At 60.5% G+C, this 18222-nt stretch carries 15 protein-coding genes; 4 read left to right on the top strand and 11 right to left on the bottom strand.

Going from position 1 to position 18222, the window contains the following annotated elements; translation table 11 throughout:
• Nucleotides 1-21 precede the first annotated feature (21 nt).
• The 9 genes from tpx to HPY64_00525 form a co-directional block, all read right to left on the bottom strand.
• Nucleotides 22-534, bottom strand: coding sequence for a thiol peroxidase (gene tpx, locus HPY64_00565; protein NPV65617.1), 513 nt, complete (start codon nt 532-534; stop codon nt 22-24).
• Between the two features lie 105 nt (nt 535-639).
• The gene (locus tag HPY64_00560; protein NPV65616.1) at nt 640-1515 is read right to left on the bottom strand and encodes a prolyl oligopeptidase family serine peptidase; all 876 of its coding nucleotides are present in this window, start codon (nt 1513-1515) and stop codon (nt 640-642) included.
• Between the two features lie 52 nt (nt 1516-1567).
• A complete protein-coding gene (locus HPY64_00555) occupies nt 1568-2893 on the bottom strand; it encodes a GTPase (protein ID NPV65615.1) in 1326 nt (441 codons plus the stop codon).
• 126 nt (nt 2894-3019) lie between these two features.
• Entirely contained in the window at nt 3020-3832 is an 813-nt protein-coding gene (tatC, locus tag HPY64_00550; GenBank protein ID NPV65614.1) for a twin-arginine translocase subunit TatC, read from the bottom strand.
• Nucleotides 3817-4290: a hypothetical protein gene (locus HPY64_00545; protein ID NPV65613.1), complete on the bottom strand. Its 474-nt coding sequence runs from the start codon at nt 4288-4290 to the stop codon at nt 3817-3819. Before HPY64_00545 ends, tatC begins: the two co-directional genes overlap by 16 nt.
• Nucleotides 4287-4739, bottom strand: a complete 453-nt coding sequence (gene nusB / locus HPY64_00540; GenBank protein NPV65612.1) for a transcription antitermination factor NusB — start codon at nt 4737-4739, stop codon at nt 4287-4289. Before nusB ends, HPY64_00545 begins: the two co-directional genes overlap by 4 nt.
• A 5-nt stretch (nt 4740-4744) precedes the next feature.
• Nucleotides 4745-5107 carry an Asp23/Gls24 family envelope stress response protein gene (locus tag HPY64_00535; GenBank protein ID NPV65611.1) on the bottom strand — a complete coding sequence of 121 codons (363 nt, stop codon included), beginning with the start codon at nt 5105-5107 and terminating at the stop codon, nt 4745-4747.
• Nucleotides 5108-5146: 39 nt separating this feature from the next.
• Nucleotides 5147-5896, bottom strand: a complete 750-nt coding sequence (gene fabG / locus HPY64_00530; GenBank protein NPV65610.1) for a 3-oxoacyl-[acyl-carrier-protein] reductase — start codon at nt 5894-5896, stop codon at nt 5147-5149.
• Between the two features lie 161 nt (nt 5897-6057).
• Entirely contained in the window at nt 6058-7701 is a 1644-nt protein-coding gene (locus HPY64_00525) for an SH3 domain-containing protein (protein ID NPV65609.1), read from the bottom strand.
• 199 nt (nt 7702-7900) lie between these two features.
• On the opposite strand from HPY64_00525, the gene HPY64_00520 reads away from it, so the two are divergent.
• Nucleotides 7901-9310 carry a cellulase family glycosylhydrolase gene (locus HPY64_00520; GenBank protein ID NPV65608.1) on the top strand — a complete coding sequence of 470 codons (1410 nt, stop codon included), beginning with the start codon at nt 7901-7903 and terminating at the stop codon, nt 9308-9310.
• A gap of 19 nt (nt 9311-9329) precedes the next feature.
• The gene (locus HPY64_00515) at nt 9330-12236 is read left to right on the top strand and encodes a DUF2723 domain-containing protein (GenBank protein NPV65607.1); all 2907 of its coding nucleotides are present in this window, start codon (nt 9330-9332) and stop codon (nt 12234-12236) included.
• A gap of 79 nt (nt 12237-12315) precedes the next feature.
• Here the strand turns inward: HPY64_00515 and HPY64_00510 are convergent, their stop codons facing one another.
• Entirely contained in the window at nt 12316-13905 is a 1590-nt protein-coding gene (locus HPY64_00510) for a LysM peptidoglycan-binding domain-containing protein (GenBank protein NPV65606.1), read from the bottom strand.
• Between the two features lie 547 nt (nt 13906-14452).
• Between HPY64_00510 and deoC the strand changes: the two genes are divergently transcribed.
• Entirely contained in the window at nt 14453-15130 is a 678-nt protein-coding gene (gene deoC, locus HPY64_00505) for a deoxyribose-phosphate aldolase (GenBank protein ID NPV65605.1), read from the top strand.
• A gap of 77 nt (nt 15131-15207) precedes the next feature.
• Here the strand turns inward: deoC and recF are convergent, their stop codons facing one another.
• On the bottom strand, nt 15208-16410 hold the full coding sequence (gene recF / locus HPY64_00500) for a DNA replication/repair protein RecF (GenBank protein NPV65604.1): 1203 nt from the start codon (nt 16408-16410) through the stop codon (nt 15208-15210).
• A gap of 302 nt (nt 16411-16712) precedes the next feature.
• On the opposite strand from recF, the gene HPY64_00495 reads away from it, so the two are divergent.
• Nucleotides 16713-18206 carry a hypothetical protein gene (locus HPY64_00495; protein ID NPV65603.1) on the top strand — a complete coding sequence of 498 codons (1494 nt, stop codon included), beginning with the start codon at nt 16713-16715 and terminating at the stop codon, nt 18204-18206.
• Nucleotides 18207-18222: the final 16 nt, after the last annotated feature.

Here is an 18222-nt window from a genome sequence, read left to right as displayed (position 1 = left end):
CCTACAGACGATTACCTGCGCTCAAAGCAGCTCCCGCACGATGGCCAGGGCTGCCTCAAAGTTCACTTCATTCCCCATCACCGGCACATATTCAGCGTAACGGATGGTATTGTCGCGATCGAGGACGAATACCGCTCGCTGGTTGATCCGCCACTCTGTATCATGGACGCCGTAATCGTCTGAGAACTTCATGTCCCGGTGGGAAGAGAGTGTCTCCACGCGGTCGATACCCTCCGCACCGCACCACCGCTTCTGGGTAAAAGGCAGATCGGCGCTGATGGTCAGGATGACCACTTCCTCACCCAGCGAAGCCGCTTCCTCATTGAAGCGGCGTGTTTGAGCTGCGCATACACTGGTTTCCAGCGACGGCACCACGCTCAGAATCTTGATCTTATCACCGTAATCAGCCAGCGTCTTGATCGACCAGTCGTTGGCCACCAGCGCGAAATCCGGAGCCTTGCTTCCAACTTTGAGCATCTCGCCGCGTACAGGATGTTCCACTCCGCGCACGATCATACCGGGCCTGCCAGCCATAGAACTTCATCCCTCCAGAAGAGATATTGTAGATATAGTTGAGCTTAATTAGAAGATTATCGCACAAGAAAAGACTTTGCCAGATTTCTCACAATCCTGTAAGGATTATGACCCGACAGGCTGGAGCGCCGCATCAAAGAAGCCGACAACACGCTCGGTGAAAGCCCGCTGGCCGGCGCTGGTCAGGTAGGAGCCATGTGTCGCCCCCGACACGATCCATAAATCGATGTGTGCACCCAGCGTGGCGGCATACTGCGCGCCGGCCAGCGTAACTTCGTGTTCGCCGTAGATCAGCAGCACACGGCGTGGTGCAATAGCTGCGATGACATCCAGCGGCTTGAGTTGGCTCAGGCTCATCCCCGTTGCGGAGCGATACCCCAGTCGTGCCCCAAGGCTGAACAGCGCTGTAACAGGGTCCTGTGGCCCGCCGATTCCCAGTGTCTGCGCCCCGTAGTCAACATACCCGCCTTCAGCAACGACCGCGCGGATCTCCGGCGCCTGCGCCGCCGCGAACAACGCGCTGGCGCCCGCCTGGGAAAAACCATGCGCCCCGATGCGGGACATATCCACATCAGGGCGCTGGCGCAGATAAGCAAGAGCATCTAGAATGTCACCGCTTTCCCACACACCGAGGCTGTGCGGAGACATCCCCGTGCACGGGCGGCTGTCATAGGTCAGGACGTTGTAGCCCCCTGCCACCAGCACGGCCACCTCATGCAGCCAGCCGCCGCGATCCTGGCCATAGGCTGGCGGCACGATGATCGTCGCGCCATTGCTGCCCGGCAGAAAGTAACCGCGGAACGCGACGCCATGCCGTGACGGGACGCTCACCTCTTCGGCCTCCAGCCCTACTTGCGCTGGCTCCGGCCCTATACTGCACGGCGGATGGGTGGTACCCCACAGCGTCATCCATCCCAGCCCCACCGGAACCAGTATCAGCACAAAGCCGATCAGGAACACACTAAAGCCCGCCAATCGCATGATCCGCTCAGGCAGGTTTCTAGCGCTGGCCGACATCGCCCCTGTGCAGACCTCACGACTTCTTGCCAAACTTGGCGGTTAGAATATCAGCGAGGGTTGGTGCGCCGATCTCCTGAAGCTCATAACGAATGCGCTGATACGGTTTATCGATGGTGATCACCCGCGTCAGATCAATTGGCGTCCCAATGATCACCATATCCGCCGGCACAGCGCGGATGGTCGCTTCCAGATCTGCCGCCTGCTTCTCGCCGTATCCCATGGCTGGCAGCAGCGCCCCCGTTCCCGGATACTTGGCAAAGGTCTCGGCAATACTGCCTACCGCATACGGGCGAGGATCGATAATCTCGGCTGCGCCAAAGCGCCGCGCCGCCACCACGCCTGCGCCATAAGTCATCTCACCATGGGTGAGCGTCGGTCCATCCTCAACTACCAGCACCCGTTTGCCCCGGATGGCTGCCGGATCATCCACTGTGATCGGCGACGCCCCCTCGACGATTATCGCGCCCGGCGCCAGGGTACGGACATTTCGGCGCACCGTCTCGATATCGTCGAGGTTGGCGGTGTCAACTTTGTTGATCACCACCACATCGGCCATGCGCAGATTTGCTTCACCGGGATGGTAACGTAACTCGTGACCGGGACGGTGTGGATCGGCAACCACAATATGCAGGTCAGAACGGTAGAACGGCAGGTCATTGTTGCCGCCATCCCACAGGATGATGTCGGCCTCCTGTTCCGCCTGGCGCAGGATCCGCTCATAGTCAACGCCTGCGTACACGATCACGCCCCGATCGATGTGCGGCTCATACTCCTCGCGCTCCTCAATCGTCACACGGTGATGGTCGAGATCGGCGTAATCTGCAAATCGTTGGACAGCCTGGCTGGCCAGGTCGCCATAGGGCATTGGATGCCGGATGACCGCCACCCGGTATCCCAGACCGCGCAGTACATCGCTCACCCGGCGCGTGGTCTGGCTCTTGCCGCTACCAGTCCTGACGGCCCCGATACTCACAACCGGCCTGATGCTGACAAGCTGGGTATGCCGCGGTCCCATCAACCGATAGTCGGCCCCGGCCGCCAGCACCATGCTCGCCTTGTGCATCACGTATTCGTGTGGCACATCAGAATAGGCAAAGATCACCTCGTCTACCGCATATCTGGTGATCAGATCAACCAGTTCCTCCTCCGCAACAATCGGGATGCCGGCGGGATACAATCGCCCGGCCAGTTCCGGGGGATAGATACGCCCCTCGATGTCCGGAATTTGCGTGGCGGTGAAGGCCACCACTTCATACTGCTCGTTGTCGCGGAAGTACACGTTGAAGTTGTGAAAGTCGCGGCCAGCCGCGCCCATGATGATCACGCGCTCACGTTCCATGAAGCTCCGTTCTCCTGATCCGAATGGCCGTGCTTACCCCCGGAAACGCAGGGAGGGCGCAACCATTGTGCACCCACCCCAAAGAAACTGCAAGTCTATTGTGTAACTTATACAGATTGCGGTCTATCAGTCAGCCATGCCACTCTGCCGGTAGGCGATCGTGCTCAACAGGACACTCAGCGCGTACAGCGCCAGCAACGGTCCCATCACCAACATCATGTTGAACGGGTCAATAGTCGGCGTGATCATCGCCGCCGCCATCGACGCCCCAACAACCGCCAGCCGCCAGTTCTGCCGCAGCGCACGCGGGCTGACCAGCCCCAGCCGCGCCAGGATGAAGAAGATAAGCGGCATCTCAAAACTCACACCGATCCAGAATAGCAGCGAGGTCACAAATGCTACGTACTGGTCAGCAGTCCAATCAGCCTTGAAAATGTCGCTCTGAAAGTTCTGCAGAAAGTTCAGCGCCGCCGGCATCAACAGAAACCACGCGAACAACACCCCGACCAGGAACAGCAGCGTAGTCGCCGGCAGCGATAGCAGGACGTATCGTCGCTCCTTGCGCGTCAGGCCAGGAGCGATGAACATCCACAGTTGCCAGGTAATCCATGGGATGCTCAGGATTCCTCCCGCCAGCAGCGCCACCCGGAAGTAGATAACCACGCCCTCGGTAGGCCCAAGCGTTTGGAGCAGGAAGTCCTCACGCCCCACGGGAGAAATCAGGTATTCGAGAATACGACCGGCAAAGAGCAGTGACACCCCTGTGGTGACCGCCAGCCCCAGGAAGGCTTTGATGAGCCGGTTGCGCAGCTCCGCCAGATGATCAAAGAAGCCCATAACATAGGCTTCCGGGGTATCATCCTGCTCTGGTGGACTGGCCGGCGCGGTTTTGGGCTGGCCTGATCTGGCGCGTTCAGCCGGTTTCAACTGCGTGTCCATGCGTCGTACCGTCCTGAGTTGTCCTGAGTGGACCGGGGCTGCTCATCTTCATCCGCACTGGAACCATCGCCAGCCGATCCAGCGGTTCCGGACTCTGCCTGGCGTGGTTCCAATGGAATGGGGCCAATTTCCTTGGTCACTTCCTGTACGGGTTTCAGGGATTCCTCAATCGGTTTCTTCATATCACCGACCAGCCGATCCAGTTGTCCACTGATCATCTGCTGCCGGACTCGGGGGTTGGCGGCCTTGCCAACCATGTCGACCACCTCCGGCTCGATTCCGGCTTCGGCCAGTTCCTTCCTGATCATCGTCGAAGCTTCCTGCCACATGTCACGGAACTTACCCATGTAGACGCCCATCACATAGGCCCAGCGGGCCATACGCTTGGGGCCAGCAACCATCAACATGAGCAGGAAAACAATGACCAGTTCCGTTGGCCCAACACCGAGGATATTCATTGCTCTGTGTCCACCCTGTAACCAGGAAACAGGGCCTCCAGCGCTGCTTGATCAGCTACCAGACTGCCCAGTACGCCGTTTACGAAACGCGCCGAAGTATCGGAACCATAATCTTTGGCCAGTTCGACTGCCTCGTTAATCACGACACGCAGCGGCGCGGTATGGGAAACGGCAATCTCGAAGATAGAAAGTCTCAGAATGTTACGGTCAATGATCGCCAGTTGCTCCACCGGCCATTCTGGAGCATGCCGCTGGATCAAATGATCGAGCTTCTCCTTGTGGGCCAGAACGCCATTGACCAGCTGGTACACAAACGGGCGCAACTCATCCGCAAGTTCTTCCTGCTCCAGACGCTGGGCCAACACCTCTGGAACCGAATGAGTCGTGCAATCCAGTTCGTAAAGTGCCTGCAGGGCAAGCTGCCGCGCTTGATGACGCGCACCGGGCATAACGTTTATTGCTCCTCAGTCCGCGGCTCGAATACCACATCATCAATATGGACGTTAACCGCGCGGACTTCCATACCAACGATCTGGCGGATTGCACGCGCCACCTCGCGCTGAACGGCGTGGCTTACCTCATACATATTAGTGTCAGCGCGAGTCACGATAAACAGATCAACCGTTACGCTGTGCCCATCTACCAGAATCTGCACACCCTCAGCGGTTGGCGTGCGCTTCCACAGCCTATCCACACCACCCGGAATCATACTCATCCGGGCCACACCCTCAACCCGCAGGGTAGAAAGCCGGGCGATCGTCAACAGGACTTCCGGCGCGACAGTGACGCGATCGTTTGGGTTACGGGGAGCAATCATGGCCCTTACCTGTGGTCTACTCACAAAAGGGGTGAGGCGCTAACCCATCACCAGTCCACCATCAACCGAAAGAACGTGCCCGGTCACGTAGCTAGCCTCGTCTGACGCCAGAAAGGCCACCGCGTACGCCACATCCTCGACGGTACCCCACCGGCCCAGCGGAATGTGCTCATTCAGGCGCTCAGCGATATTGGCCGGCAGGTTCGCGGTCAGGTCTGTTGCCACAAAACCGGGCGCTACAGCATTCACTGTAATTGTACGTGAGGCCAATTCCCGCGCCAACGATTTCGTCAGGCCAATCAGGCCGGCCTTGCTGGCGCTGTAATTGCTCTGCCCTTCGTTGCCAGCAATTCCACTCACGCTGGTGATGTTGATGATGCGCCCATACCGCTGCTTCATCATCGGTCGCACTACGGCCTTGCAACAATTCCAGGCGCTTTTGAGATTGGTGTTGATGACCGTGTCCCAGTCCTCTTCCTTCATCCGCATGATCAGGGCATCGCGGGTAGTACCAGCGTTGTTAACCAGAATATCCACGCGTCCATAGGTATCTACCGCCGTCTGGATCAGCTGGCTGGCCTGCTCAAAACTGCTGACATCGGCCTGAACAGCCATTGCCTTACCACCTGCCTGCCGGATCTCCTCCACCACCGCCTCAGCAGCGGCAGCTGAACTCACGTAATTGACAACTACAGTTGCCCCACGACGGGCCAGTTCCAGGGCGATGCCCCGCCCGATTCCGCGACTGGCGCCTGTGACAACAGCCACACGATCAGCAAGTTGAGACATGCCCGTTCTCCCGCAGGGTATCCAAGCCTGGCGTGCTTTATGATAACGGGTTGCGCACCGAGTGTAAAGCACAAATACAGTCCCGGACAGAACAACCGCCCGCGTAACCAGCGGGCGGTTGCCTTCACATCAGTCCTGTTACGGCCAATGGCCTTCACGCCTCAGGACACTATCGGCACCTGCCCGATATTGCCCCGCACCGTGACGGTTGAAGCCAGCACCCAGCCCGGCCCCAGCGCCGTCTGAACCTGAAGCCAGCTACCATCAAGTGTGCGCCCGATTACCGGCAGTGTCAGCCCAAGGGGCGCTATCCCCAGCACCCCTGAGTCAACCCCTCGGCCCATATACACGTTCACAGGGGAGGACACAATTACTTCCGCCCCGGTCGTTTCCCCGGCCACTTCCGCATACCGCAGAATAGGCACATTGGCAAAGACGCCGCGGAAGATCACGAACTCAGAATTTACCCAGCCGGTGCCAAAAGCGCCCCGCACCTGGAACCAGATCCTATCAGGCGTTGACGCGGTGATATCCAGCTCTGTGCCGCCGGGAACCGTGGCCACCACCGTGTAGTTCGCTCCCGGACCGCTACGGATATTCAGATAACTGGTATTGACGATCACATACGAACGCACTGGCTCAGGTTGCGGCGCAGGCAGGAGCGTCGCTGCTGAGGGCTGAGCGATATTACCGCTGAGTTGCGCGCCAGTCGTTGCGCCAGCAGGGGCCGTCCGCGGGCCATTGCGGATGATCTCAATCGTCCAGGAGGGTACCCAGCCAACGCTGTTACCGTAGGCAACCTGCAACCAGCCGCCGTCTGCATCATTGACCACGACCAGCCGCTGGTTCTCCGGAACCATGGCCAGCGTTCGAGAGGCCAGCGTTGGCTGTTCCTTCAGGTCCAGCACGCCCGGCCCATCAAACCACACCTGCGTGCGCCAGTCGGTCGGATCAGAGATGGCAACCGAGTCAGCCCGTATCCACCCCAGGCGATCGCCCATATACAGGATCAGTACCCATTCGCCATCATCGCTGTAGTCCAGAACCTCCACGCGATCGCCGGAGCGTAGCACACCGACGCCCTCAGCATCCGGATCCGGAGAGCGTTTGATCTGCATATCGCCTTCGCCATAATGCAGGGCAATCGGCCGCCCATACGCACCAGCAGTCTGGCCACCGGTTGGTGCGGTGATACCCGGCAGCGGCTGGGCCGAAACAACCGGCACAACGCTAGCGTCGCCACGCAGCGCCACATCTTCCTGCATGACCCACCCCAAGCCAACATTCGTTTCAACCTGCCACCAGACACCGTCGGCGGATTTCCCTGAGATCGGTAGTTCCGAACCTAGCAGGGCCAGTCCCAGCAACGCGGCGCTGCTATCAGGGGTCACATAGACCTTTACCGGGTTGCCCACCACCGCCGCCCGTGGCTGGGTCAGCGTCCCTGTGGCCTGCACCACAGGGACAGCGCGGAAGTCACCGCGAGGAATCACAAATTCAGCGGCGACCCACCCAATCCCGAACACTGACTGCACCTGCCACCAGGAAGAGTCCCGGTTGCGCCCGATGACCCCCAGTTCCACGCCGCCCGGCAACGTGCCGATAATGGAATAGATCGCGCCGGGGCCACTGCGAACATTGAGGAAGGCGGTATTCACGATGACAATTGGCTGGGCCAGTTGCTGGTCGCTTCCCACAGGCAGCGGACCATAGCCATCCATCGCCAGAACGGCAGGCAGGGGAAGCCCACCCACGAGCACCATCATGATCAGAACGGCCACCAGACCAGGTCTACGAATGCCCATGATTTCTCTCCCCGGATCACGACCACGCCACACCAGGCTCTTCGCCAAAACAAACCCATGGAACAAAGCCTGGCAACTACAAGGAGGGTCAGCTTATCCTCTTGCCGATTCATTCTACAGCACTATAGAGATTCGGCACAAGTCGCCCCCTGCAGGCAAAATCTGGCCGTACCCGCCGTCCTGATGTATCATTGGCCGCATGTCCAAACGAACCGTTACCTCACTACTGCTGTTTGTTGCGATGGTGTTCCTGGCCTCCTGTGCCAGGCCGACACCCATCCCGATCTACGTCACGCCAACGCCTGCCGGCCCTACGGCAGTGCCTACGGTCACTACCGAGGCAACTCAGACCTCTACAGCGACGCCCACGGCGGCCTCACCGACGCCGTCGCCCCTGCCCCCCACGCCGGCTGACGGCACCGTCTACGGCCCGGTCATTCCGCCGGGCTACACCCTGCCGCCAACAACCACACCGCGGCCTACAGATACGCCTGCTCCCGGCACAACAACCGTAACGCCAACACCATCGATCACGCCAACGCCACCACCCGGCCTTGACCCGATGCGGATAGGCGTTCAGATTCACCCGCGCATCACCAGGGAAGACTGGGAACAGATGATGCACTGGGCCGCGGAACTCAAGGTCGGCTGGATCAAAGTGCAGTTCGCCTGGGACGAAATGGAACCGGACGGCGCTGGCATTCAGTCTGAGTACTGGCGTCAACTTGAGCTTTACATGCAAGATGCGCTGAACCGCAAGTTCCAGGTCATGGTCAGCATCACCAAAGCGCCGGACTGGGCTAGGCCCACAACGGAGGAAAATGGCCCGCCCAGCAACCCGCAGGCCCTTGTGGATTTCATCAACCACATCCTGAGCAGATTCGGCCCCGCCATCCACGCCATTGAGGTCTGGAACGAGCCCAATCTCAAGCGCGAATGGACCGGCGCACCCATGAATGGCCGGGAATACATGCGTTACTTCGACGCCGCTTACCGCGCCATCACCACCTGGAGCCAGCAGAATAGCCACCCGATCACCGTGGTGACGGCGGGCCTTGCCCCAACCGGCAATTCCGAATGGTCGGTTGACGACCGGGTATTCCTCCAGCAGATGTACCAGGCCGGTCTGGCTAACTACCAGGGCGTGGCCATTGGCATCCACCCTTACGCCTGGGGCAACGCCCCCAGCGAACGATGCTGTAATAACGTGGAAGGCCGCAGCTGGGATGATGACCCGCACTTCTTCTTCCTGGACACCATCGAAGCCTACCGGCAGATCATGCTCCAGTATGGCGATGCGGACGCCCAGCTGTGGACAACCGAGTTTGGCTGGGCAACCTATGACGGCTTCGGTGTGGAACCGCCCCAGCCCTTCTTCGCTTACGTCAACGAGCAACTCCAGGCACAATACACCATCGAAGCGCTGGATATCATCCAGAACTCCGGCAACTACGATTATATGGGGCCGATGATGCTCTGGAATCTGAACTTTGCCACCCTACCCGACACCGTCGCCCGGCGGGAGGAGCAGGCGGGCTACAGCCTGCTGCGGCCTGATTTCAGCCGCCGGCCTGTTTATGCGGCCCTGTACGCAGCCCTGAACAGGTAGTCTACACGCTGCGGCAACTATGAAAACCCTGCGCGGGACCTTCCAGTCAGCCTCTCAGCGACCCGCTGTCCGGCGTGGCTGGAAGGTCCTGATCGATCTGCTTCCGGCGCTCTTTTTCTGCCGGATCAGTGCCGAATTTCTCTTTCCCAGCCTGCCCGTGGCCGTGCTGATCGGCCTGGTAATCGGCGCGGTGATCACTGCCGCAGCTCGCCGTCTACGGCTGGTTAACGCGGCGGTTCTGCTCCTGTTGCCCGCGGTTCTGTGGCCGTACCAGGACCCGGCTCTGGTGCTCACCTGTGGAATTCTTGCCAGCGTGTCCGCGATCTACCTGCGCTGGCCCGCCGGTCACGCTCTACTGGACATCCTTCCCCTGCTCCTGGGTTTGCTGCTCTATGGGGCCACGATGGCGCCAGGCGTCCAGCCAGCCGATGGCGGCGAATTTCAGCTGGTGCTGGCCAAGTGGGGGGTGGCTCATCCGCCCGGCTACCCGCTCTACACCATCCTAGGAGGCGGTTTCGTGCGGTTGCTGCCCTTTGGGGATGTTGCCTGGCGGGTCAATCTCTTCTCCGCGGTGACAGCAGCCCTGACCCTCCTGGTGGTAGCGCAGGCCATCCGGCGGGAAACGGGCAATCGCTGGGCCGGTCTGGCGGCAGCAGCCACGCTGGGAACCGCTGTCACTTTCTGGACGACCGCCACGCAGGCCAGCATCCGGCCCATGACGGCCCTGTTTGCCACACTGATGATCGCCACAACGCTGGACTACCGCCGCGCCGTGTATAACGATGAAGAGTCAGCGGCCCGGCAGGCGCTTTTACGCTTTGGGTTGGCGGCCGGTTTTGGCGTGACCCATCACATATCCCTGCTGTTTGCGGGGAGTATGTTGGCTCTGGCCATCATCGCCGTACAACCGACGCTGATCCGCGATGTGCGCCACTGGGCACCTGCGCTGCTGGCGGCCCTGGCCGGAGCAACACCCTGGCTATACCTGCTCATTCGCGGCGCCGCCGGAGCGCTGTTCGCGCCAGACAATCTGACCACATGGCAGGGGTTCTGGCAGCATGTGCTGGCTACAGGATTTGGCGGTGACATGCTTTACTACCGGTCATGGCCCGAAGTGCTGGAACGGCTGCGCCTGATCGGGCAGGTAATTGATTTCCAGTGGGGTGAGTTGAGTCTCATTCTGGCCGCGTTTGGCTTTGTAATGATGCTCTGGCGCGACCGCTGGCTGGCGTTGACCCTGGGCAGTGCGTTCGCTTTACACAGTCTGATCAGCGCCACCTACCGCGCCCCCCAGACCGTTGAATACATGATTCCCGCTTATGTCTGCTTGGCCGCAGCCGTCGGCTGGGTCACCGGCGTGGCAAGTTCGGGCTTCCGCTCCGCCAATCGCACCGCTGCCCTGCTGACCGCGCTGGCAATAACCGGGGCGTTTCAGTCTGGCTGGCCAACCTGGATCAGTCTGCGAATAGCTCAGGAACGTGACCACACTGCTGGCGACGCTCGCGCCATCCTGGCAACCGCCCCTCCAGGTAGTGTCATCCTGGCTAACTGGCATCACGCCACCCCGTTGTGGTACGTGCAGTCCCTGGAATCGATGCGACCCGATGTTGAGGTCAGATATGTGGCTCCTGCCGGCGCTGAGCCGATTCTGGATACCTGGCTGAGGTTGATTAGAGAGGAAAGCGCCAAGCGATCCGTCGTCACGTGTTCCTACTATCCAGAGACGTTTCGGCATGTCAGCCTGCCATTCAGCGCCCTGGGCACCTGCTGGCAGGTAGGATCGTTTGTCTCCCCGCCGGCAGCAACGGCTCTAGCCCGCTTTGCGGACTATACTCTGCTGGATGCCCATTTCCCGGCTTCAGCCTCCGCTGGCGATCGTATGGTTGTGGCTCTGGACTGGCGGCTTCCGCGATCGGTTCCATATGGAGAACTGACTTCGTTCGTTCATCTGGTGGATAGCACCGGTGTGTTGTTGGCAGGAGATGATCAGCCATTCCTGGCCGGAGACGGGGACAATGCAATATTCATCACTCAGAACTACACGCTTCATTTGCCGAGGACGCTCCCGCCGGGAACCTATCGGTTGATGGCGGGCCTTTACCGCCCGGCATCTGATGGCCTGCAAATCTTTCGGAACGAGGAAGGTCAACCTCAGGTGACTTTAGGCTGGATCACCGTCGGGCTGGCTGGTGTGCCGCCGGTTACCACCAGGGAGTCGTATATTCCCTTTGACGCTCGGCTGCAACTGAAAGGCTACGACTACGATCTTTCAGTGCCCGGACGTGCACGGCTATACCTGCACTGGGCAGTGACAGAAGCGTCTTCCAATGACACCTGGAACATCACGGTTCTGGGCGCGGCGCATGAACTGGCCAGCCAGTCAATCACACTGACAGGCAGTGGCTATCTGACGACTGCCCACGATATTCCGGATACCGAAGCTGTGCGCGGATTATGGCTCAGCGTTGCCCGCAATGGTCAACCGCTTGCTGTGCATGGTGTGCTAAACCTGCCTCTGGGACAAACTGTGGCGCTGGCTGGCCCTCGACAGGGAGAGCGCTTTGTCTCGATTGGTGAGATGGTGCTGAGTAGTCTTGATACAGTGGCTTTGTCTGGGACCGGGCAGGCTGTAGCTGTTAGCATGACTATGCGAAGTTCTATCACGCTCGACCGGGATATGACCTTCAAACTGGCCTGCGGCACGCTCGCTGCAGTCAATACACCGCCAGCAGGCGGCACCATCCCCACCCTCAAGTGGGGGTGGGGATCGACGGTTACCAGCTGGCTGAACGTGCCCTGCCCTGCTGAACAAACGGCTTCAGAGCCGCTCACCCTGACAGTCTACGATGCCTTCACTAGCGAAGTCTGGCCGATCCTGGATCCGGCGCTCGGCCAGCAGGGAGCATCACTCATCCTCAGCCGCTGATCACTTAGTGCACAGGAATCAAACGGGCGGCTGTATCATACCTGCCGCCCGTCACGCAGCAATGAACCAATCGTTGCGTTCAGCGCTTGCGCAGCAGCGCCAGCAACCCACCGCCGCCGACCAACACAACACCTGCCAGTCCCAGCACGATCACGCCGCTATAGTCACGCAGCATGTCGAGCCAGCCGGTGCGGCTATCTTTCACCTGGGTAGTCATCTCGCCAAGCACGTTGCTGACCAACGCCGGCTGCGCCGCCGGTGGCACAAACCCGGCAGCAGCTCCAAAGGCTACCTGCACGGTTCTGCCTGGCTGAACAGTTACAGTATAGGTGTCCGGCGTTGTTGCCCCGTAGCCGTTTGGAGGCGTCAGCACTAGCAGGTAAGTGCCCGGCGTCAGGTCAGAGAAGCAGTACGGCTCACTGGTGCCGTCAGTGGTATAGGCGCTCACTGTCGCGCCGCCCTGCGTCAGCACGATCTGACCATCAGCAAGGAGGTTCTCTCCGCCCTCGCGCAGACGGTTCGCATTCCCATCATCGAACAGCAGGCTGCACACCTGGCCGGTTATGACCGGCGCCGCCATCTGCATCACCGGCAGATCAGCCGCCGCCACTGGCGCGCTCTCATATTCCTCTATAGGCTTCTGATCGCCAGCGGGGGCCTCCGCAGGGGGTTCCCCCTCCGTTGCAGACTCTCCCGCGTCGGTTTCGGAGGCCGTGGTTGGTTGCGTGGTGCCACGTTTAATGATCAGTTCCTGACCGGGCTGAATGAACCGGGCCTGTTCCATGGTCATGCCGTTCAGTTCCAGCAGGTCCGGGATAGGCACATTGTAGGCAACAGCAATCGCCGCCAGCGTGTCACCGCTGCGAACGACATGGACAATCGAGCCATCCTCGCGCTGCCCCTGCGGAACCACCTCCGGTGCCACTGCTGAGACCGCTGCGCCGCCGGTCGTGCCCGTCCCGGTCGAGGCTGAGCCGCTCACCAGGGTCAGAGAAGCCGCATCCCAGAACACGTGTTGATGTCGCTTTGGCACCTGCATGGAAGCGTTAAGCACGACAGTCACCCGGTCAGCCGCCGCGGCAGCCTCAACTACCATCTGCTGGAATGCTGTATATGGCGCGGTGGTACCCGACCACACGATACCTGCCGCATTCGGATCATTGTTGCCCGCCGGATCGATGCCAACCCGAAAGACCGCCCCTGAATCCGTCTGCGGAACCACGTTGCCATCGCCTGTAATGCAGGGATCGGTGGCGGCGTTCGGATCGCTGTCGCAGCTCCAGATGCGCCCAAACGCGCTCAGGCGCACCCGGCTACCCGGCTGTATGCCGCTCACCGTCTGGTAGAGCGAAATCGTGTACGTTGCCCAGCCCTTATAGGCGTCAAACGACCCGCTGCCCTGGTAGATTCCGGCGCTGGACACTACCTCCTGCCCGACCCGTAGCTGCCGCCCGACCAGGCCGCTCGTCTGATTGGACCACACTCCCCAGCCGGGTGGCGCTGTCAACGAGATGCCATCACCGTGTGCCTGTTCGAAATCGCCGTTCGTAAGCAGTTCCTGCGCCTCGACAGGCCTCACAACACCGGGCAAACCACCAGCCAGCAGGCTGGTCACCAGCAGGATGGCTGCTGTGAAAACGCGAATACCAGAAAACCGACGATCGCTCATAGTGCGGTTGTTCCTCAGATTACGCCAACATCGATAGCGCCCCGGATGTCTCCATTCACCGTACCGCTGGTCAGACACCGGCAGTCGAGCGCCAGCGCAGCAAGACTAACACGGATACCTAGCGGAGTCAACCGCTGGCAAACGCCTCTATCCTGCGCTTCCCTGACAACTCCCTCATCACCTGTCGGGCGCCTGCAACCTGTGGCACACTCCTGCCCGTGCTGCAACACCCGGCTCGCAATCAGTCGCATCCCGCCTTCCGCACTACACTTCACCGGGCTACCGCCCGCTTCGTTTGCCTGCCATCCAGATCCACTCACGGACTTCGCCTGCGCTCACAAAGACATCCTTCCCCACCTCCAGCGTGCTACAATTGGCGCAGCGTCCTGCATGTACGATAGAAACAGCGAGCACTCCTATGACCCTTGATACACCCCAGGTCGTTAACCTGGCCCAGAATCTGTTCCACCACCTGAACAGTGCGCTGACCGGTCCGCAGGCCCGGAAACCAGCCGGTAGCCGCGGTGGTCATTCCGATCTGGCGCGGATGATCGACCACACCCTGCTCAAGCCTGATGCCACCACCGATCAGATCGCCCACCTGTGCGCTGAAGCCCGTGAATACCATTTCGCCTCTGTATGTGTTAACCCGTCCTATGTCCGCTACTGCGCCGAATTACTCACCGATGTCCCCGATGTCGCTGTATGCACAGTGATCGGGTTTCCGCTGGGTGCGCACACGCCGACAGCCAAAGTGTTTGAAGCATTGCAGGCAATCGCTGACGGCGCATCCGAACTGGACATGGTCATCAATATTGGTGCGATCAAGAGCCAGGACTGGCTCCTGGTACGTGAGGATGTAGATAGTGTTGTCAGTGTAGCCAGGGCCGGTGGTGCGCTCTGCAAAGTTATCCTGGAGACCGCCCTGCTGACTGATGATGAAAAGATCAGGGCCTGCGAAGTCTGCCGCGATGCCGGCGCGGATTTCGTCAAGACCAGCACCGGTTTCGGACCGGGCGGGGCTACCGTGGAAGATGTCGCGCTGATGCGCCGGATAGTTGGCCCGGAGATGGGGGTCAAAGCTTCAGGCGGGATCCGTACCTACGCCGATGCCCGCCAGATGATCGCTGCCGGAGCCACGCGGATCGGCGCCAGCGCTGGCGTCCAGATCATCCGCGAAGCCAGAGGAGCCAGTGCCGACAGCCCGGCACCACAGGAATATTGATCCTTGCGTCAATCCAGACAGCTGGAACAACCCGGCGGCAAAGCACCGCCTGTAACAAGGGGTTTCGCGGCAAGGGGTCACTCCGCATGAATTTGTCCCTCAACAACACGCCAGCGCGTCGCCCGCGCCAGGAATTCCGGCGTGAAGATGCCGGGATCCGTGGTTGTCAGCACCGCCTGGCTGGCGCCATTGACCTGTTCAAGCAGGTACGCCCGCCGGGTTGCATCCAGCTCCGCAATGACTTCGTCAAGCAACAGGATCGGCCATTCGCCGATGGCGTCGCGCATCCAGTGTAGTTCCGCCAGCTTCAGCGAGAGTACTGCCGTGCGCGCCTGCCCCCGCGACCCGTACAGGCCAACATCGCGCTGGTTGATCTGAAAACGCAACTCATCGCGGTGCGGCCCGATCAAGGTCACGCCGCGCTCGATCTGCTCAGCGCGGTGAGCCTGCAACGCCTCCATGAACTGCGGGACAATCTCCTCAGCCGTCAGTTCGCGGTGCAGGTCAAGCCCCAGCATATTGAACGAAAGCTGCCCGTCACCTTCCGCCGTCGGCACAAAGCTTGGCTGGTAACTGACTTCCAGCGTTTCCTGGTTGCCGGTCAAATCCAGATGCACGCGCTGCGCCAGCCGCTCCAGTTCGCGCAACAGCCGCTGTCGTCCTGCGATCAGGCGCGCACCATGTTCCGCCAGTTGCTGATCCCAGAATTCCAGCTCACCGGCGTTGGCATTGCCTTCAGCAATAGCACGGAGCAGCGCGTTGCGCTGTGGTAGAAGCTTCTCGTAGATTGCCAGTGATTCGCAGTACGCCCGATCCGTCTGGCACAGCGTCGCGTTCATGTACCGGCGGCGTTCAGCAGGGGAACCTTCGATCAGGCTCAGATCGCGTGGCAGAAACATGACCACATTGATCTGGCCCACCAGGTCCATCACCCGCTTGGGCACGCCATTCAGCCGGACATCCTTCTTGGTGCGTGGTTCCCCGCCATTGAGTTCCCGTACCAGCGTGATCTCCACACGGTCCAGCGGGCTGCGTTGCGAAACCACATCCGCGCTCAACCGCGTGAACGGCAGTACGTCGTGCTCCACCTGCCAGTTAATCAACTGCCAGTCGGCTGTGGTATAGGGCGAAGTGCTCGTCGCCAGGTAATAGATAGCCTCCAGCAGGCTTGTCTTGCCCTGCGCATTAGCGCCATACAACAGTACCGGCCCTTGCGGAAGACTCAACTCCAGCCGGGCGAAATTGCGAAAATTCGTTAACGACAGATGCTCAATATGCATGCCGGTCAGTACCCAGATGTTCTATCAGCCCAAGACGGGATTCTAACACCTGCGATCGCCGCCGCAACACGCCGGCCAGGTGCATGCAACGGAACGCCGCCCACCTGTGCACCAAACAGTCTCCCGGCATCCCGGACTCCTGGCCTCCTCCTCGACTCGCCCAGAACCGCCTGAATCCCTGGCAGGTCTCACCTGCCCTTTGTCACCACCCTGACACCCTCCTGGAACATGCGCCTGTGCTATAATGCCAGCATACCGGCCTCGCGATCCGGGTGCAGACAGCAGGAGGGTGCCACAGAGCTATGGTTGAAGAGCCACCCACCCCGAACGATGTGATCGGGCCATTGCGCCAGTATATCGCCCGGCGAATGCTGGACTATCCCACCGATCCGCTCAACCTGGGATTGTGTCTGGCTGGCACCCTGCTAGGAATCGTCTCCCTCGTCGTTGGCGCACCATGGACGGTGCTGGCTGCCGCGGCAGCTACCGCCGCCCTGGGAGCCGCTGGGCTGGTCGTCGCGCGGGGGCGCTATGTCCTGTGGGCGCTGCGGCTGTCGGTAATCAGCGCAACCCTGGCCTACAGCCTTCATATCCTTGCTCTGGTCCCTTATACGCTATGGTGGCTGGCGATCGTTCCGCTGGGCGCGGCCATTTCCGCCGGTGTGATGTACTACTGGGGCGCCCGCCTGACTTTGCTCTGGTACGTCATCGAAGCCAGCATAGTCTTCATAGCCTCCGGGCTGGTTCCAACAACCATCCCGATCGGGCAGGTTACAGCAGCGAATGCCCTGCCGGTGGCCCAGCTTTCGCTGTTGGCTGCCCATCTGGGTGTGTTGCTGTTCATGCCCCGGAGAGTCGAAGCGGAGTCGCGCAGCTATGCGATCCACCAGCAGCGTGCCCAGCTTGAAAACCTGGCCCAGCAGATCAGCGCCACAGCGGATGGCCTCGGTCGCGCTGCCTCGGCTATCCGCATGGTCACCAGCCAACAAAGCAGCGGCGCCGAACAACAGGCTGCCGTGATTGCCCAGGCCGTGACCATGTTGAACGAGTTCATCGCTCTGGCCGATCAGATTCGCAGCCAGGCGCGCAGCATCTCAACACTCTCCGAACAAACTGCGCAAATCTCCGCGCACGGTCAGAATGCCATCCGCCTGACCACCGACGGCATGGCCCAGATTCGCTCGCAGGTTACGGCCATCGCCCGTAACCTGGTGCAACTGGCGGAACAAACGCAGCGCATCGACGAGATCATCGCCACCGTCAGCGAGATCGCCACCCAAAGCAACCTGGTGGCCCTCAACGCCAGCATCGAAGCCGCCCGCGCTGGCGCCCATGGGCGGGGCTTCGCGGTGGTAGCTGAGGAAGTACGCGCTCTGGCCCAGCAGTCACAGAACGCTGCTGCCCAGGTGCAAACCATCCTCAGCCAGATTCAGGAGGCAACCAGGCAAACCGTGCGTGCTACTCAGGCGGGCGATCAGCAGGTAGATGAGGGGCTGAAGCTTTCACAGCAGACCAGCGAAGTGATCATGCAGCTGGCTGACAACGTCAACGAATCGATGAGCGCCATGCGCAACATCATGATTGCCATCGACCAGCAGGCCGCTGGCCTTGAGGAAATCACGCGCTCCATGCGCAATATCCACGATGTTACCCAGAAGAACCTGGAATCTACCCGAACAGCGGAAATCGTCGCTGAGAATCTCCGCCGCCTCTCAGATGATCTGCTCAGCGCTATCGCCCAGCACACTGGCGAAGCACTCCCCGCTGATGCTGATCTGGCAAACCAGCCAGAGTGATCAGGTGGTCGCCAGC

The organism is Anaerolineae bacterium (assembly GCA_013178165.1).
Lineage (GTDB): Bacteria > Chloroflexota > Anaerolineae > Aggregatilineales > Ch27 > Ch27.
The sequence above is the reverse complement of the archived record's forward strand: the minus strand, read 5'-3'. Positions and strand labels throughout refer to the sequence as shown.

What these genes read in the sequence shown, in the direction of transcription:
- tpx (NPV65617.1), bottom strand. Translation starts at nt 534, where the DNA reads ATGGCTGGCAGGCCCGGTATGATCGTGCGCGGAGTGGAACATCCTGTA.
- HPY64_00560 (NPV65616.1), bottom strand. Translation starts at nt 1,515, where the DNA reads ATGCGATTGGCGGGCTTTAGTGTGTTCCTGATCGGCTTTGTGCTGATA.
- HPY64_00555 (NPV65615.1), bottom strand. Translation starts at nt 2,893, where the DNA reads ATGGAACGTGAGCGCGTGATCATCATGGGCGCGGCTGGCCGCGACTTT.
- tatC (NPV65614.1), bottom strand. Translation starts at nt 3,832, where the DNA reads ATGGACACGCAGTTGAAACCGGCTGAACGCGCCAGATCAGGCCAGCCC.
- HPY64_00545 (NPV65613.1), bottom strand. Translation starts at nt 4,290, where the DNA reads ATGAATATCCTCGGTGTTGGGCCAACGGAACTGGTCATTGTTTTCCTG.
- nusB (NPV65612.1), bottom strand. Translation starts at nt 4,739, where the DNA reads ATGCCCGGTGCGCGTCATCAAGCGCGGCAGCTTGCCCTGCAGGCACTT.
- HPY64_00535 (NPV65611.1), bottom strand. Translation starts at nt 5,107, where the DNA reads ATGATTGCTCCCCGTAACCCAAACGATCGCGTCACTGTCGCGCCGGAA.
- fabG (NPV65610.1), bottom strand. Translation starts at nt 5,896, where the DNA reads ATGTCTCAACTTGCTGATCGTGTGGCTGTTGTCACAGGCGCCAGTCGC.
- HPY64_00525 (NPV65609.1), bottom strand. Translation starts at nt 7,701, where the DNA reads ATGGGCATTCGTAGACCTGGTCTGGTGGCCGTTCTGATCATGATGGTG.
- HPY64_00520 (NPV65608.1), top strand. Translation starts at nt 7,901, where the DNA reads ATGTCCAAACGAACCGTTACCTCACTACTGCTGTTTGTTGCGATGGTG.
- HPY64_00515 (NPV65607.1), top strand. Translation starts at nt 9,330, where the DNA reads ATGAAAACCCTGCGCGGGACCTTCCAGTCAGCCTCTCAGCGACCCGCT.
- HPY64_00510 (NPV65606.1), bottom strand. Translation starts at nt 13,905, where the DNA reads ATGAGCGATCGTCGGTTTTCTGGTATTCGCGTTTTCACAGCAGCCATC.
- deoC (NPV65605.1), top strand. Translation starts at nt 14,453, where the DNA reads ATGATCGACCACACCCTGCTCAAGCCTGATGCCACCACCGATCAGATC.
- recF (NPV65604.1), bottom strand. Translation starts at nt 16,410, where the DNA reads ATGCATATTGAGCATCTGTCGTTAACGAATTTTCGCAATTTCGCCCGG.
- HPY64_00495 (NPV65603.1), top strand. Translation starts at nt 16,713, where the DNA reads ATGGTTGAAGAGCCACCCACCCCGAACGATGTGATCGGGCCATTGCGC.